The sequence below is a fragment of the uncultured Anaerococcus sp. genome (assembly GCF_937934665.1).
GTDB lineage: Bacteria > Bacillota > Clostridia > Tissierellales > Peptoniphilaceae > Anaerococcus.
The window spans coordinates 1-14,126 of record NZ_CALGYW010000119.1 but is presented as its reverse complement, the minus strand read 5'-3'; the positions used below and the strand labels follow the sequence as shown (position 1 = coordinate 14,126).

General features: G+C 36.7%; 14 protein-coding genes. 13 read left to right on the top strand and 1 reads right to left on the bottom strand.

The window, feature by feature from the left end:
* Nucleotides 1–1,049 precede the first annotated feature (1,049 nt).
* From tkt to Q0410_RS06435, 3 genes are all read left to right on the top strand, one after another.
* Nucleotides 1,050–3,038, top strand: coding sequence for a transketolase (tkt, locus tag Q0410_RS06445; protein WP_299034506.1), 1,989 nt, complete (start codon nucleotides 1,050–1,052; stop codon nucleotides 3,036–3,038).
* A gap of 100 nt (nucleotides 3,039–3,138) precedes the next feature.
* Nucleotides 3,139–3,720, top strand: coding sequence for a DJ-1 family glyoxalase III (locus Q0410_RS06440; RefSeq protein WP_299034502.1), 582 nt, complete (start codon nucleotides 3,139–3,141; stop codon nucleotides 3,718–3,720).
* A gap of 7 nt (nucleotides 3,721–3,727) precedes the next feature.
* Nucleotides 3,728–4,789 (top strand): NAD(P)-dependent oxidoreductase, encoded by a 1,062-nt coding sequence (locus Q0410_RS06435; protein WP_299034499.1) that lies wholly within the window; start codon nucleotides 3,728–3,730, stop codon nucleotides 4,787–4,789.
* A gap of 48 nt (nucleotides 4,790–4,837) precedes the next feature.
* On the opposite strand, the gene gltS is transcribed toward Q0410_RS06435, so the two are convergent.
* Nucleotides 4,838–6,016 carry a sodium/glutamate symporter gene (gene gltS, locus Q0410_RS06430; protein ID WP_299034496.1) on the bottom strand — a complete coding sequence of 393 codons (1,179 nt, stop codon included), beginning with the start codon at nucleotides 6,014–6,016 and terminating at the stop codon, nucleotides 4,838–4,840.
* Between the two features lie 142 nt (nucleotides 6,017–6,158).
* Between gltS and Q0410_RS06425 the strand changes: the two genes are divergently transcribed.
* The 10 genes from Q0410_RS06425 to Q0410_RS06380 form a co-directional block, all read left to right on the top strand.
* A complete protein-coding gene (locus tag Q0410_RS06425) occupies nucleotides 6,159–7,310 on the top strand; it encodes a glycosyltransferase (RefSeq protein WP_299034492.1) in 1,152 nt (383 codons plus the stop codon).
* Nucleotides 7,307–8,098 carry a glycosyltransferase family A protein gene (locus Q0410_RS06420; RefSeq protein WP_299034490.1) on the top strand — a complete coding sequence of 264 codons (792 nt, stop codon included), beginning with the start codon at nucleotides 7,307–7,309 and terminating at the stop codon, nucleotides 8,096–8,098. The genes Q0410_RS06425 and Q0410_RS06420 overlap by 4 nt, the downstream gene beginning before the upstream one ends.
* Nucleotides 8,088–9,038 carry a hypothetical protein gene (locus Q0410_RS06415; RefSeq protein WP_299034488.1) on the top strand — a complete coding sequence of 317 codons (951 nt, stop codon included), beginning with the start codon at nucleotides 8,088–8,090 and terminating at the stop codon, nucleotides 9,036–9,038. The genes Q0410_RS06420 and Q0410_RS06415 overlap by 11 nt, the downstream gene beginning before the upstream one ends.
* A complete protein-coding gene (locus Q0410_RS06410) occupies nucleotides 9,031–9,687 on the top strand; it encodes an AAA family ATPase (RefSeq protein ID WP_299034484.1) in 657 nt (218 codons plus the stop codon). The genes Q0410_RS06415 and Q0410_RS06410 overlap by 8 nt, the downstream gene beginning before the upstream one ends.
* A complete protein-coding gene (locus Q0410_RS06405; protein WP_299034481.1) occupies nucleotides 9,687–10,085 on the top strand; it encodes an SH3 domain-containing protein in 399 nt (132 codons plus the stop codon). Before Q0410_RS06410 ends, Q0410_RS06405 begins: the two co-directional genes overlap by 1 nt.
* Before the next feature lie 232 nt (nucleotides 10,086–10,317).
* The gene (locus tag Q0410_RS06400) at nucleotides 10,318–10,638 is read left to right on the top strand and encodes a hypothetical protein (RefSeq protein ID WP_299034479.1); all 321 of its coding nucleotides are present in this window, start codon (nucleotides 10,318–10,320) and stop codon (nucleotides 10,636–10,638) included.
* Between the two features lie 13 nt (nucleotides 10,639–10,651).
* A complete protein-coding gene (locus Q0410_RS06395) occupies nucleotides 10,652–11,722 on the top strand; it encodes an ABC transporter ATP-binding protein (protein ID WP_299034478.1) in 1,071 nt (356 codons plus the stop codon).
* Nucleotides 11,722–12,606 carry a carbohydrate ABC transporter permease gene (locus Q0410_RS06390; protein WP_299034476.1) on the top strand — a complete coding sequence of 295 codons (885 nt, stop codon included), beginning with the start codon at nucleotides 11,722–11,724 and terminating at the stop codon, nucleotides 12,604–12,606. Before Q0410_RS06395 ends, Q0410_RS06390 begins: the two co-directional genes overlap by 1 nt.
* Before the next feature lie 3 nt (nucleotides 12,607–12,609).
* Nucleotides 12,610–13,428, top strand: coding sequence for a carbohydrate ABC transporter permease (locus Q0410_RS06385; RefSeq protein WP_299034474.1), 819 nt, complete (start codon nucleotides 12,610–12,612; stop codon nucleotides 13,426–13,428).
* A gap of 100 nt (nucleotides 13,429–13,528) precedes the next feature.
* A partial coding sequence (locus Q0410_RS06380) for an ABC transporter substrate-binding protein (protein WP_299034471.1) occupies nucleotides 13,529–14,126 on the top strand: 598 nt, incomplete at its 3' end.

Sequence of the window (14,126 nt, the reverse complement as noted above, 5' to 3'; positions counted from 1 at the left end):
CACTAAAGTGTCAGACCTTCCATCGATTTGATTTCCTCGAGCCGACGGGCTTGAAACCAAATCGGGATAGGGCTTCAATTTGCAAAGTTTTTACGATTTTCAAAATTTCTCAAGGTGTGTAACACCGCAGTAGGAATTGATGAAAAACCTTATGTAATTTTGAGCTAGCCTGCCCGGCTCATGGAGGGCCCGTGCGGAGCACCTCGCAGCGAAGCGAGAGAGAAAACGACGAATAGGAGCATTGATTGTAAAAAGATTACGTTCCTTAGCATTTATATTAGTTAGATTATTATCTTGTAATGCAAGGTAGATAAAATTCTTCCTTTAAATTCTTTATGAGTTTGGGGAGGAATTTTTTTAATGGTAATCAGAATTTTGTACTAAAGTATGAGTCCTTCCAGCAATTTTGTCTCCTCGAGCCGACGGGCTTGAATTCAAAATTGGGATAGGACTTCATTGGCAAAATTATGATGATTTTCAAAATTTCTCAAGGTGCAAAGAAAGCGCCGCAGTAGAAATTTATGAAAAACCTTATGTAATTTTTGAGCTAGCCCGTCCGGCTCGTGGAGGACATGCGACGAATATAATGCTAGCAAAAAACATCGGTAAAGCCAAAAAGCTATAAATGACCGATGTTTTTTGCGTTATTCATCATTTTCTAGAAAGCTTTAGCTTCCGTAGAAAATGATAGAATAAGCTTATGTAACTTTTTATTTAAATTATGACGAATAGAAATAATTTAAACAAAAATTACTAAGCACTTATTGTAAAAAGATTACGTTCTTTATGAATTGTCATTCCGACAGAACGAACCTAGTGAGTGATGAGGGATCTTATGAATTATGGACCAGGATGTTCGAAGGGATTTTCTCCTTGCTCTTACAAATCAATGAATTTTTTCAAATTAAAGATTAAATACAAGATTAGTTTTTCTTATTTTGTCAATTTTTTGCTATCTTTTACATTTGGAATAAGCTTTTCAAAAGAGTATAATATCCTTGAAATTTACTAACGTTTTCTTGGGGAAATTATTGATTAAAGGAGATTTAATGTTTAATAAAGATGATTTGAAGGCTGTTAATGCCATTAGAACTTTATCAGTTGCTCAAATAGAAAAAGCAAATTCTGGCCATCCAGGTCTACCAATGGGTGCAAGTCCTATGGCCTATACCTTATTTAATAAAGTATTAAAGGCAAATCCAGCAAATCCTAGCTTTTTTGATAGGGATAGGTTTGTTTTATCTGCAGGTCATGGTTCATCCATGCTTTACTCACTGCTTCACCTAGCTGGATATGGTATTGGTATTGATGATCTTAAAGAGTTTAGACAAATAGGATCTATAACTCCAGGCCACCCAGAAGTAGGGATGACTCCTGGTGTTGAAGTTACAACAGGTCCTCTTGGCCAAGGTATAGCTCAAGCGGTGGGACTAGCTGTGGCTGAAAAGCACTTAGCAGGCCTATATAACAAAGAAGATATAAATATAATTGACCACTACACCTATGCTTTATGTGGTGATGGTGATCTCATGGAAGGCGTTGCCTATGAGTCTATGAGTTTGGCAGGTCACTTAAAACTTGATAAGCTAATAGTCCTTTATGATTCAAATGATATTTGTCTTGATGGTGAGCTTTCTACATCTTTTTCTGAATCTGTAAAAGATAGGGTTCTTGCTCAAGGCTGGGCCTATGAAAGAGTAGAAGATGGCGAAGACTTAGAAGCTATTTTAAAATCAATTGAAAATGCCAAGAAAAATGACAAGCCAACTCTAATAGAAGTTAAAACTGTGATTGGCTATGGTTCTAAAAACCAAGGCACAAACAAGGTTCACGGAGCACCAATAGGGGCTGAGGACTTTGAGGCAGTTAAAAAAGCCTATAACTGGGAAGCAGAAGACTTTGTAATCTCAGATGATATCTACGAAACTTTTAAAAATGGGATAGCTAAGCGTGGTAAGGAAGCAAATGACGCTTGGGATGAACTTTTAAAAGAATATAAAGAAAAATACCCAGAAGACTACAAGGAACTCATAGCAGGTATAAATAGAGAACTACAAGAAAACTACCTAGATGAGGTTAAAAAATATAAGCACGAAGATAAGGCTCTTGCTACCCGTGCTTCAAGTGGGGAAATCTTACAAGATCTAGCCAAGGTTTCTAGAAATATCTGGGGTGGATCAGCTGACCTATTCTCATCAAATAAGACAAATATAAAAGAAACTGAAGCCTTTAGAGACAAAACTCCAGCAGGTAGAAACCTATGGTATGGGGTACGTGAGTTTGCTATGGCAGCTATTGGAAATGGTATCATTGCCCATGGAGGTACTTTCCACCACGTATCAACCTTCTTTGTCTTTTCTGACTACCTAAAGGCAGCAGTAAGGCTTTCTGCCCTTTCAAAACTCCCACTTACCTATGTTTTAACTCACGATTCTGTGGCAGTAGGTGAAGACGGACCAACTCACGAGCCAATCGAACAACTTGCTATGCTAAGGTCAATACCAAACACCCTTGTTCTTAGACCAGCAGATGCAAATGAAACAAGACTATCTTGGAAAGTTGCCCTGGAAAGCAAGGATAAGCCAGTTGTTATAGCTCTTACCCGTCAAAATGTTCCAAACTTAAAGGAAACAGAAGAGATAGATTCAATAGATAAGGGAGCTTATATCATTAAGGATTGTGAAAATCCAGAGCTAGTTATTATCGCAACAGGTTCTGAAGTCGCCCTTGCCCTTGATAGTGCCAAAGTTTTAGAAGAAGAGGGTAAGGCTGTTAGAGTAGTATCTATGCCATCAATGGAATTATTTAAGGCCCAAGATGTTGAATATAGAGAAAAAGTCCTACCAGCTGACCTTAGAAATAGGGTTTCTATAGAAATGGCTTCATCTTTTGGTTGGGGAGAATTTACAGGTCTTGATGGCCTAAACATCTCAATTGACAGATTTGGTATGTCAGGCCCAGGTGGAGATGTAGCTAAAAAACTTGGTTTTAATACAGAAGATATAGTAGCTAAAATCAATGAAAAATTTTATAAATAGATAAAAATCTCGAAAAAAAAGCTGTGGCCTTATAGCCATAGCTTTTTTTTGATAAAATGGATATAATAATAAGTAAAGAAGCTTAGGAAAGAAGGAATATATGAAGATATTAGAATTACTTGCTGATGGCAATGAAACTATAGAATTACTTACAGTCGTTGACTACCTAAGAAGGGCAGATATTAAAATTGATATGGTCTCAACTACTGGCTCTAAAAGACTTTTAACAAGTCAGAATGTAAGCTATGAGGCTGACTTTCTCCTTGAAGAGATAAATCCAGATGACTACGATGGCCTCTATATACCAGGTGGAACAAAAGGTGCAGAAAGTCTTAGGGATAATGAAAAGGTAATAGAAATTATAAAGAAATTTGATAAGAAAAATAAGCTAATAGCCGCTATTTGTGCAGGACCTATAGTCCTTGATAGGGCTGGTGTCCTTGTAAATAAAAAGGCAACTTCTTTCCCTACAGTAAAAAAAGAACTTGAAAATGTTGGATCTTATGTTGATGATGAAATAGTAGTAACAGATGGAAATATTACAACATCTAGGGGAGCAGCTGTGACAAATTATCTGGCCCTTAGACTTGTAGAAATAATTAAAGGTAAAGATGCCAAAGATCAGGTAAAATACGGCACCCAACATGCTGCTGTTGAAGAGTATTTTGATATAGAATTTTAGGTAAATTATGAAAAACATTAGAAAGATATTTATACTAGGTGGGGCAAATCTTTTTGCCAAGACAACAATCAAACACGCCCTTGACCTTGGCTATGCTGTAAAGGCAGTGGATTTAATTAGACCAAGCGAGCTTGAAGGGGTAGAAAATTTAGAATTTTTATTAGAGGACTTCTTTGACCTAACAGATGCTGAAGCTATAAGGCTGATGGAAGATTGCGATAGCTTTATCTATGCAGGTGGGGTAAGCGATCTTTCTGTACCAAGAAAGCCTGCGGGCAAATTTTTCTATGAGAGAAATGTTCTGCCAACAGGTAGGGTGGTAAGGCTTGCAAGAAAGGCAGGGATTAAAAACTTCCTACTATTGGGAGACTATAAGACAGAAATAGCAGAAAAAAACGAGAGCCTAAGAAAAAACGCCTACCACAAGGAGCCTTATATCCAAACTAGGTTTATGCAGGAGGCAATCGCAAATTTTGAGGGAGAACCCCTTATGAATGTATCAGTCCTAAGGCCTGGAGTTGTCATAGGCAAGGCAAATAAGTCTATAATGGAAGCACATATTGACCTTGTAAAGGCTAATAAGAAGATTCCTGTTACAGATGGGGTTATCCCTATTATATCAGCAGAGGCTCTTGCTAGGGCTGCTATCTACGCCCTAGAACTTGAGGGAGATAAAAAGACCTATGCGGTAGCGACTTCCAAGATTTCTTATAGGGAAATCTATGAGATAATCCTTGAAGCTATGGATAAGGTAGATGAGAAAAGCTTAGTAGAAAAGGGCTTTGTAGATCTTTTACCAGCCTATGAAAAAGATGCCAAAGTTACAAATGATAAGGGTCTTGAACATGGGATTAGCCAGGTAAATATGCTAAGGTCTATGACTATGGACTTAAGTTTTAAATCGGACTTTGACCTAGGAGATGAGGACCTTAGGGAAAAACTAAGAGGAATGATAGATCTTTACCTAAAAGGAACTCCTGTTAGAACTAATAAAGAAGGTCAAAATCCACAAGATATGAAGATAGAAAATCCAACACAAAAAAGAAATGAAAATATAGACGAAAACTAAGAAAAATGCCAGTAGATCCATTTTGAAACTTGGACTTACTGGCATTTTTTATGCAAAGTGGTTTATAAAAAATGTAATAACTATAGGATTTGTAAGGTTAACTGCAATGGCAAGGACTATAGGAAAGATAAACATGGCCACGTCTGCTGGCCCTTTTTCTTCTATGATAGCTTCCATATTTGCCATGGCATTTGGAGTCTGGCCAAGACCTACCCCACAATGACCTGCCACCATGACAGCTGCATCGTAGTTAGCTCCTAAGAGGTTAAAGGTCACAAGGCTAGTGTAGATTGATATGAACATTCCCTGAGCAATCATAATTATAAGCATAGGACCTGCAAGACCTAGGATGGCCGATATATTTAAATTTATAAGGGCTAGGGATAAAAATAGGCTTAGGGAAATATTACCAACCAGGTCGATATTATCCATATCAAGGGGTTTTTTGAAGAAATCGTAGATGTTTCTTACTATGAGACCACCAAACTGGCAACCCACATAATATGGGAAGTTTAGGCCGGTTTTTTCTAGGATTTTGTTGATAAAGGTCCCCAAGAAGGCGGAAAGAGCGACTATAATGATAGCCTTAGTAAGGGTCTTTTGGTTGGTGATAGTTTTTATATCAGCTAGAGTCCTCTTGGATAGGGAGCCCCTACTTGTAAGTCTATTCTTGCCTATAAGTCGTCTGGCTGTAGGGCCTCCTACGAGAGAGCCTGCTAAGAGACCAAAGGTTGCTGCTGCTACTCCTATGGAAATGGCGGATTCTGCCCCCATATCTTCCATGATTTTGCCAAAACTGATGGCAGAGCCTATGCCACCTGTCATGGAGGTTGATCCCATGGCTACGCCCTGGAGGGGATTTAGGCCAAGGATTTTAGCAAGGCTAACTCCAATTAGGTTTTGGAGGGGAAGGAGAATTACTATTGCTAGGGCAAGCTTAAGGCCAAGAGAACCTGATTTTTTTAGCATAGAAAATGAAGCTGAAAGCCCTATGGCTGCAAAAAATATATTCATGAAAAAATCCTGGAGGATTTTATCAAATTCTAGGTTATAGGCGCCTGTTTCCTTTAAAATAAGGACTATAAAGGAAATTATAAGGCCACCTACAACGGGGCTGGGTATAAAAAAAGTTTTTAAAAATGAAATTTTGTTTTTTAAATAAGTGCCAAGGGCAAGGGCAATGATTGCTATGCCAAGGCTTTGTAAGATGTCTAATTGTATGGTCATGGTATCCTCACTATGTACTTTTGCTTTAATTTAAAATGTTTAAGGATATTATATTTTTTTTCTTTAAAATAACAATATTTAGGCTCTTTTTCTTGAAAAGTCAAGGCCTTTTATAATATAATAGTATGATAGGAGAGAAGAGATGAAATTTTTATTTTACTTAGTAGGAATAGCTCTATTTTATGCAATGATAGGCTATCCTATAGTTCTTCTTATTTTAGAAAAGTTTATCAAAAGAGAAAACGACCAGGATTACACCTATAAACCCATGGTCTCAGTGATAATATCTGCCTATAATGAAGAAGATGTGATAGAAAAAAAGCTAGAAAATATTATAAAGACAAGTTATCCAAATTATGAGGTAATAATAGCCAATGATGCCTCAAATGACAGGACAGTTGCTCTTTGTGAAAAGTTTATAAAAGCTAACCCAGACTACGATATCAAGGTAAATACAGTAGTTAATCACCTTGGTAAGACCAATGCCCAAAATGAAGCTGTGGAAGTAGCTAGGGGTGAAATTATAGTTTTTTCAGATGCCAACTCCATGTTTAAGACAGATGCCATTGACGAATTGGTTTCTTATTTTACTGCAGATGATATAGAATACGTATGCGGGTCCCTGATTTATAAGGAAGATTATGATGTATCCTCAGTAGTAGCCGAATCTACTTATTGGAATTTTGAGCTTAGGATGAGGAAAATCGAATCAAATATAAAGACTATTGTAAATGGTAATGGAGCCATATATGCTGTTAGAAAGGAAGATTATAGGCATATAGACCTAGTTAATAGCCACGACTATGAACTGCCCCTATATGCAGGACTTAACCACAAGAGAGCCCTTTACAATCCCAAGGCTATAGCAGTTGAAAAAGCAGGACAAACAACAGCTGATGAGTTTAAAAGAAAGGTAAGGATGCAAAGAAGGATTCTTACAAATATCTTTACCAATGTCAGAAGGCTAAATATTTTCGAATATGGATGGTTTTCCTTTTTTAGCTTTAGCCATAAGACCCTAAGGTACCTGCAGGCATTTTTCCATATTGTTCTGTTTGTTGCAAATCTTGCTATACTTAACGAAGGAATGTTTTATAAATTATTTTTCCTAGGCCAGGTTGCCTTTTACACCCTTGCTGTTATTGGCCAGCTATCTAAGGCAAAAAGTAAGATTTTCTACTTCCCAAGGTATTATTGTGCTATGATGGTTGCTCAAATCCTAGGTGCCTACAAGGAGCTTAGGGGAGGATCTAAGGCTACTTGGGAGAAAGCTGAGACAACAAGGAAGTTATGAGAGTTGAAGTTTTAATCTCCACTATGAATGTGGAGGATATTGATTTTTATAAGAAGTTTAACCTAGAATGTGACGCCCTTATTATAAACCAGGCAGGGAAAAACTCCTACGAAGAAGTAGAAGATGATGGCAAAAAAATAAGGATGATAACTACAGACACTAAAGGCCTTGCAGTATCGAGAAACCTTGCTCTTTTAAACTCAACTGCAGATATAGTAATCTTTGCAGATGATGATGAGGTTTTTGAAAAAGGCTACCTAGAAAGGGTAAAGGATGGTTTTATAGAGCATCCTGATGTTGATTTTTTTGTCTTTAAGACCATTATCTACCAGGATAATGAGGAGATAGTAAAGGTAAAGGAAGAAAAAAACCTAAGTTTTTATAATTGTCTGAGGTATGGCTCTGTTCATTTTGTTTTTAGAAGAGAGGTTTTAGCCAGGGCAAATCTTTATTTGCCAACTCATTTTGGAGCGGGAACAGATTATGGAAGTGGGGAAGATTCTATCTTTATCCTTTCTGCTATAAGAAAGGGACTTAAGGTTAGTACTAATAAAAGCCTTATAGCTAGGATCTATAACGATGAATCCACATGGTTTAAAGGGCATAATGAGAAATATTTCTACGATAAGGGAGCTCTAGCCAGGGCACTTTTTCCTAGATTATATAAGTTTTATATAAGGTATTTTCTGTATACGCACCCAGAAATGCTTAGAGATATAAATAAAGAGAAGGCAAGAGAAAAAATGTTTGAAGGTGCTAGAGATTTTGGAGGATATAATGGAAAATAGAAAATCGAAGTTTACGGCGTGTCTTTCATCTATTATTGCCGGTATAGTTGTGGCCATGGTAGTATATTTTGGCCTAAATTTTGCTGGTTTTAAGGAGTATAGGGCAACAAGTAAGCTTGTAACAACATCAGTAGAGAATTTGAATGAAGAAAGTCCATCCAAGGGTTTTGCTGATACTTTAACTTCTAAGGTAATTAGAGAAAGAACTTTGGAAAATCTACAGATAGATTGGCCAGATTCTAAGCTTAATAACAAGCTTGAGCTTACTGCTATTGAATCTTCCCCAATTATAGAAATATCTGTCAAAGATACCAACAAGCTAAGGGCAGAAGACCTAGCAGACGAGTATGCAGAGCTTTCTATGATAGTTATAAATAATATATATAACACAGGGGCAAGTGTGATGGAGTATTCCTATCAAAATGCAAGGGTAATCAATAACACCCTTAATTATGCTGCCTATGCTGGGCTTCTTGGATTTTTAATTTACCTAGTGATATCCCTAGTAGGTGTAAGTCGTCACAACCACAAACTTAAGGAAAGCCAAGGCAAAAATTATAAAAAATCAGAAGAGGCGGCCAAGGCTCAAGTTAAGAAAAATAAAGCAGTCATAGAAGAAGATGAAGAGCTTGTAGGAAATGATGACCTAGCTAATATTAGAGATGAAGATTTTGATAAAGTTATAAAAAAAGACTTTACAGAAGATCTAGAAGAGATTGGCGAAGAAAAAGAGGTCAAAGAAGAAACTAGACCCCTTGAGCCTATCAAAGAAAAAGAGGAAGAAAACCTTGCTGCCACAAGAAAAATTGATTCTAAAGATATAGATATGACGGCAAAGGCAGACGAAAAAGAAGAAAGTATCCTAGATAAAGAAGATGCAAGTAAGCTTGAAATTTTGGGCAAACTTCCAAAATATAAGAGAGGAGCACTAGATGTTTAATAGAAAAAAAGTTGATGAAAACAGGGAAATCCTCCTCCAAGCATTTTATAACCTTGAAGATAAACTAACAAGAAAGCTTGCTGTTGATGATGTTTTAATAGCTTTTACTGCTACAGACGATAAGACAATGAAACTTGATTCTATCTACACCATGGCAAAACACATGTCAGAAGAAGACGAAAGGGTCCTAGTAATAGATGCCAACCTCAGGGCTGATGAGCTTTGTGAGATGAAGGGCTTTTATAACAAGAGGGGATTTGTTGATTGTCTTTTAGGTGACTTTAGACTTGAGGATGTTATTGTAAAAGAAGATGACAACCTCCACCTTTTGATGACAGGCAGGGTTTCTGAATACGAAGATATGTACCTAGAACCATCAGCAATCACAGACTTTTTTGCAGATTGTAAGGATAGGTATGACTATGTATTTATAAATACCAAGGAAAATATCGGTATAGCAGAGGCTAACGTATTTTGTGGCCTAGCTGATAAGACAGTTATCTTTAGTACTGAAGAAAACCTAAAATCCTACCTCCTTGAAGAATCAACTAGCCAGCTTGAAAGGGCAGGCGCAGATCTTAGTGGAGTTATAATTTCAGATTATGTTTACGCAGATAGTGAACTTGAGGATCTTTTTGGAGGCAAATAATGAAAAAAATTAGTGCGATTTTAGCCCTTACCCTTATCCTAGGCCTTACCGGCTGCAAGGATGATTCTTATAAGTCAGTAAGACATCCAGAAAATGACCAAGAAGAAGAAATGGTAAATCCAAGTAATGATAGCGGTAACAAGGTAGAGGAAACTGGGGAAACTCAAAATAAAGAAGATATGACCAATGAAGTTAGGGAAGAAATAACTGACGGAGTTGAGATAAAAGTAGAAGATACTGTAAATATGCGTCTTGCCCCATCAGTTAACTCTGCTGTTGTAGGAGAAGTAGGTCCAAGTGATGAAATCTTAAACTTAGGAGAGACTGAAGGTTGGACTAGGGTGACTGTGAATGGAAAGACAGGCTATATCAGATCAGACCTTTTAATTAAAAAATAAAACATGGGGTTGTTGCAAATTGTGAATAACTACCGTCCCATCATCATAGGGTTCTCTCTCAAAGTTTGCCTCTTTCGGCCGGCGGGCCACTTTTAGCTCACCGGCTCAAGGAGGTGAAACTTCACGAGAGGTTCCTATGATGATATTGGGAGGATTTATTCATTCTGCAACGGCCCCACTTTTTTGTTAACTTATGGCAAACTTATGTTATAATTAAACTAGAGAGGTTTAAATGATTGAGATAATAAAAAATATGTTTATGCCAATCTTTATAGTAATAGCTGTTATAAGCTTGATTGACTTTCTCCTAGAAGGAAGAAAGCTTTCTGCCTATATTAGTGCAGTTACAGCTATAGCTGGGGGCCTATGCCTGGTAATATCTATAATAAGTCCAAATAGCGATTTGTTTATGCAACTATATTTATTGTTATTTTTACTATCCATATCGCTGGTGATTTTGGCTTTAAAAAAACAAATAGATGCCTTTACCTGGATTGGTATCGCCCTTATGGTGGTAATGTTGTACCTATTACTGAGATTTCCATTAATATGAAAAAGAGGTTTATATGATAAATATCAAAAACTTAAAGAAAATTTATGACAATGGTTATGAGGCTCTGAAGTCAATTAACCTTGATATCGAAGATGGGGCCTTGGTTACCCTTCTTGGACCTAGTGGTTGTGGCAAGTCTACAATCCTAAATATCATCGCAGGTATACTAGATCCAACAGAGGGAGACATTGCCTTTGACGGAGAATCTATTGTAAATAAACATCCTAAGGACCGAGATATAGGCATGGTCTTTCAAAACTACGCCCTTTATCCACATATGACTGTTCTTGAAAATATAATCTTTCCCCTAGTTGTAGGTGAAAATAAGATTAAAAAAGAAGAGGCTGTAAAGATTGCTGAAAAATACATGGAGCTTACCTATATAACAGATATTAAGGATAAGAAGCCAAAGCAAATATCCGGTGGTCAACAGCAAAGGGTGGCTATAGCAAGAGCCTTGGTTAAAAATCCAAAGACTCTTTTGCTTGACGAGCCACTTTCAAACCTTGATGCAAGGCTAAGGTTATCTATCAGAGAAGAGATTAGAAACATAGTAAAGACTGTCGGAGTTACTACAATTTTTGTAACCCACGACCAAGAAGAAGCCCTATCAATAAGTGATTATATAGCCCTTATGGATAAGGGAGTCATCCAACAATACGATATTCCACAAAATCTTTACCTAGAACCTGCCAACCTTTTTGTAGCCAAATTTATAGGAAACCCTATTATAAATATCTATGATATGGAAAATAGGGAGGACGCTTTTGTAAATGGTGATTTAGTAATAGAAAAAGCAAAACTAGTCGAAGCTAGAAAAAAATCTGACCTAGCCAATAAAACCTACCAGGTTGGTATAAGACCAGAGCACTTTAAATTAGATAAGGATGGAATCCTAGAAATAGAAGTAGAAAGCCGTGAAATGATTGGTAGATATATGATCCTACACTTCACTTTAAACGGACAGGCGTCAAGGATTGTAGTTGATTCTTCCCTTGATATAAATCCAAAAGATAAGGTTAGGGTAGGAGTTGACCATAAGGCAATTTATCTATTTACAGAAGACGGAGAAAGGGTCTACTAATGAAAAAGAAAATGACCTACAGGGCAGAGTCTACCAACAAGGCCTGGTTCTTTCTTTTACCAGCCCTATTTTTTATACTAATCTTTAATGTCTATCCACTGCTTAGGACCTTTTATATGTCTGTTCACAGCAACAACATCCTAAACCCGGAATTTGTTGGCTTAGCAAACTTTCCTGCAGTCTTAAATGATAAATTATTTAGACTGGCTATGAAAAACACCCTAATATACTCTATTACGGTTGTGCCTTTATCTATTATAATATCAATGTTTATAGCCTTGATCTTAAATCATAAGATAATAGGTAGTAAGTTTTTTGAAACTATATTTTTTATCCCTTACCTAACAAGTGTGATTGCTGTTGGTATTGTATTTAGGTATTTATTTAACGGACAATATGGTTTTATAAACCACCTGCTATCCTTTATTGGGGTAGGTCCTATAGAGTTTTTGAATAATCCTGACAATAACATGCTGGCAGCTATTATCTTTGGTGTATGGAATGGCCTTGCCTTTAATATTATAGTAATCTTATCTGGCCTAAGAGGTATAGATAAGGATTATTACAAGATAGCAGACACCTTTGGTGCAAGTGGATGGGAACAATTTAAAAAAATTACCCTCCCACAACTTACAAATATAATTACCTTTTTGTTTTTGACAAGCTTTATCTCAAGCTTTAAGGTCTACAACCAAATCTTTGCCCTCTTTAACGGCAAGGCAGGTGTGGGAAATAGGTTAATGACTGCAGTATTTTATATCTATAAGAAATTCTATGTAGAGTACCGTTATGGCCACGCCATGGCAGCAGCAGTAATCTTGTTTTTATTCCTTTTAGTTTTGACCTTTGTCCAAAGGGCGATTATAAGAAAGATTTCGAGGTAAGAGATGAAAAAGATTTTAAAAGGCCTAGCCTTCATATTTATATTGATAATGGCAGCTGTGACCCTCTTTCCATTTCTTTACATGATCTCATCAGCTCTAATGAGCTTTGGAGAGGTAACAGCCATCCCACCAAAATTATTGCCAGCTGTTCCACAATTTGAAAACTTTAGGGAAGCCATGAAGGCTGCTCCCTTTGCTAGATACTTTGTAAATACAGTATTTGTTTCCTTAGTTAATACCTTAGGGACGCTTGCTACAACAGTACTTGCAGCCTTTGCCCTAAACTTTATGAACTTTAAGGGCAAAAAAATGCTCCAAAATTTTATGCTAGCCTTATTGATGGTGCCGTTTGAAATAATTATCTTTACTAATTATTCAACAATTGCCAAACTTGGACTGCTAGATACCTATGTTGCCCTTATAATTCCTTTTATGGCGTCAGTATTTTATATCTTTTATTTGAAAGAATTTTTAAAATCTGTGCCAAAAGAGTTTTATAACGTAGCAAAAGTAGATGGGGCAAGTGATTTTGAATTTATAAGAAAAGTTATGATCCCAATGTGCAAGCAAAATCTCTTTACCATTGGACTTTTAAACTTCATAACAGGTTGGAACTCATTTTTATGGCCAATCCTTGTTACAAATACCAAGGACATGAGGCTAATATCAAATGGTCTATCAGCCTTTGCCACTGAGGCAGGTCAATTAATCCACCTCCAGATGGCAGCATCAACAATAACTATCCTTCCAATCCTAATCCTTTACTTTATCTTTAGGAAGCAAATCCTAAGAGGAGTATCCTTTGGAGGAATTAAGGGTTAAGATTGATTAAAATCTGTTTTAAGGGTATATATTAAATGTAAGTTAAATTAAGTTTGCTTTTACGGGAACTTAGGAAATAAATTTTTTTAAAGGGGAAGAAATGAAGAAAAAATTAACATTACTTGCAGCTCTAGTTTTATCTTTAGGAGTATTTTCAGCTTGTGGCAACAATGCTAACGAAGAAGCTCCAAAAGAAGAAACAAAAGTAGAAGAAAAAGCAGAAGAAAGCAAGGAAGATGCTGAAAAAGCAGAAGACGCCGAAGAAGAAAAAGAAGCTGAACCTGCCAAAGAAGACCAAACTGAAGTAGTATTTTGGCACGCTATGGGTGGTGGCCAAGGAGAAGCTCTTGAAGGCCTTGTAGCTGATTTTGAAAAAGAAAACCCAGATGTAAAAATAACTCTTCAACACCAAGGTGGTTATGGAGATCTTAACCAAATCCTAGTTGCAACTATGCAATCACCTAAGGATCTTCCAACAATTACCCAAGCATATCCTGACTGGATGCTACAATTTAGCGAAGCTGGAATGGTAGCAGACCTTACAGATAGAGTAAATGGTGAAGATGGAATTACCGATTACGAAGACATCTTAGAAGGTGTTAGGGATGAAATAGAACAAGATGATAAGATTATCGGTATTCCATTTAATAAATCAACAGAAGTTTTATGGTACAACCAAGACCTATTTGATGAACTAG

Excerpts from the sequence above, each read along its gene's own strand:
- Q0410_RS06415 (WP_299034488.1), top strand. The coding sequence starts at position 8,088 with ATGGAAAATAGAAAATCGAAGTTTACGGCGTGTCTTTCATCTATTATT.
- Q0410_RS06395 (WP_299034478.1), top strand. The coding sequence starts at position 10,652 with ATGATAAATATCAAAAACTTAAAGAAAATTTATGACAATGGTTATGAG.
- gltS (WP_299034496.1), bottom strand. The coding sequence starts at position 6,016 with ATGACCATACAATTAGACATCTTACAAAGCCTTGGCATAGCAATCATT.
- Q0410_RS06405 (WP_299034481.1), top strand. The coding sequence starts at position 9,687 with ATGAAAAAAATTAGTGCGATTTTAGCCCTTACCCTTATCCTAGGCCTT.
- Q0410_RS06425 (WP_299034492.1), top strand. The coding sequence starts at position 6,159 with ATGAAATTTTTATTTTACTTAGTAGGAATAGCTCTATTTTATGCAATG.
- Q0410_RS06410 (WP_299034484.1), top strand. The coding sequence starts at position 9,031 with ATGTTTAATAGAAAAAAAGTTGATGAAAACAGGGAAATCCTCCTCCAA.
- Q0410_RS06385 (WP_299034474.1), top strand. The coding sequence starts at position 12,610 with ATGAAAAAGATTTTAAAAGGCCTAGCCTTCATATTTATATTGATAATG.
- Q0410_RS06420 (WP_299034490.1), top strand. The coding sequence starts at position 7,307 with ATGAGAGTTGAAGTTTTAATCTCCACTATGAATGTGGAGGATATTGAT.
- Q0410_RS06400 (WP_299034479.1), top strand. The coding sequence starts at position 10,318 with ATGATTGAGATAATAAAAAATATGTTTATGCCAATCTTTATAGTAATA.
- Q0410_RS06440 (WP_299034502.1), top strand. The coding sequence starts at position 3,139 with ATGAAGATATTAGAATTACTTGCTGATGGCAATGAAACTATAGAATTA.
- Q0410_RS06390 (WP_299034476.1), top strand. The coding sequence starts at position 11,722 with ATGAAAAAGAAAATGACCTACAGGGCAGAGTCTACCAACAAGGCCTGG.
- Q0410_RS06435 (WP_299034499.1), top strand. The coding sequence starts at position 3,728 with ATGAAAAACATTAGAAAGATATTTATACTAGGTGGGGCAAATCTTTTT.
- tkt (WP_299034506.1), top strand. The coding sequence starts at position 1,050 with ATGTTTAATAAAGATGATTTGAAGGCTGTTAATGCCATTAGAACTTTA.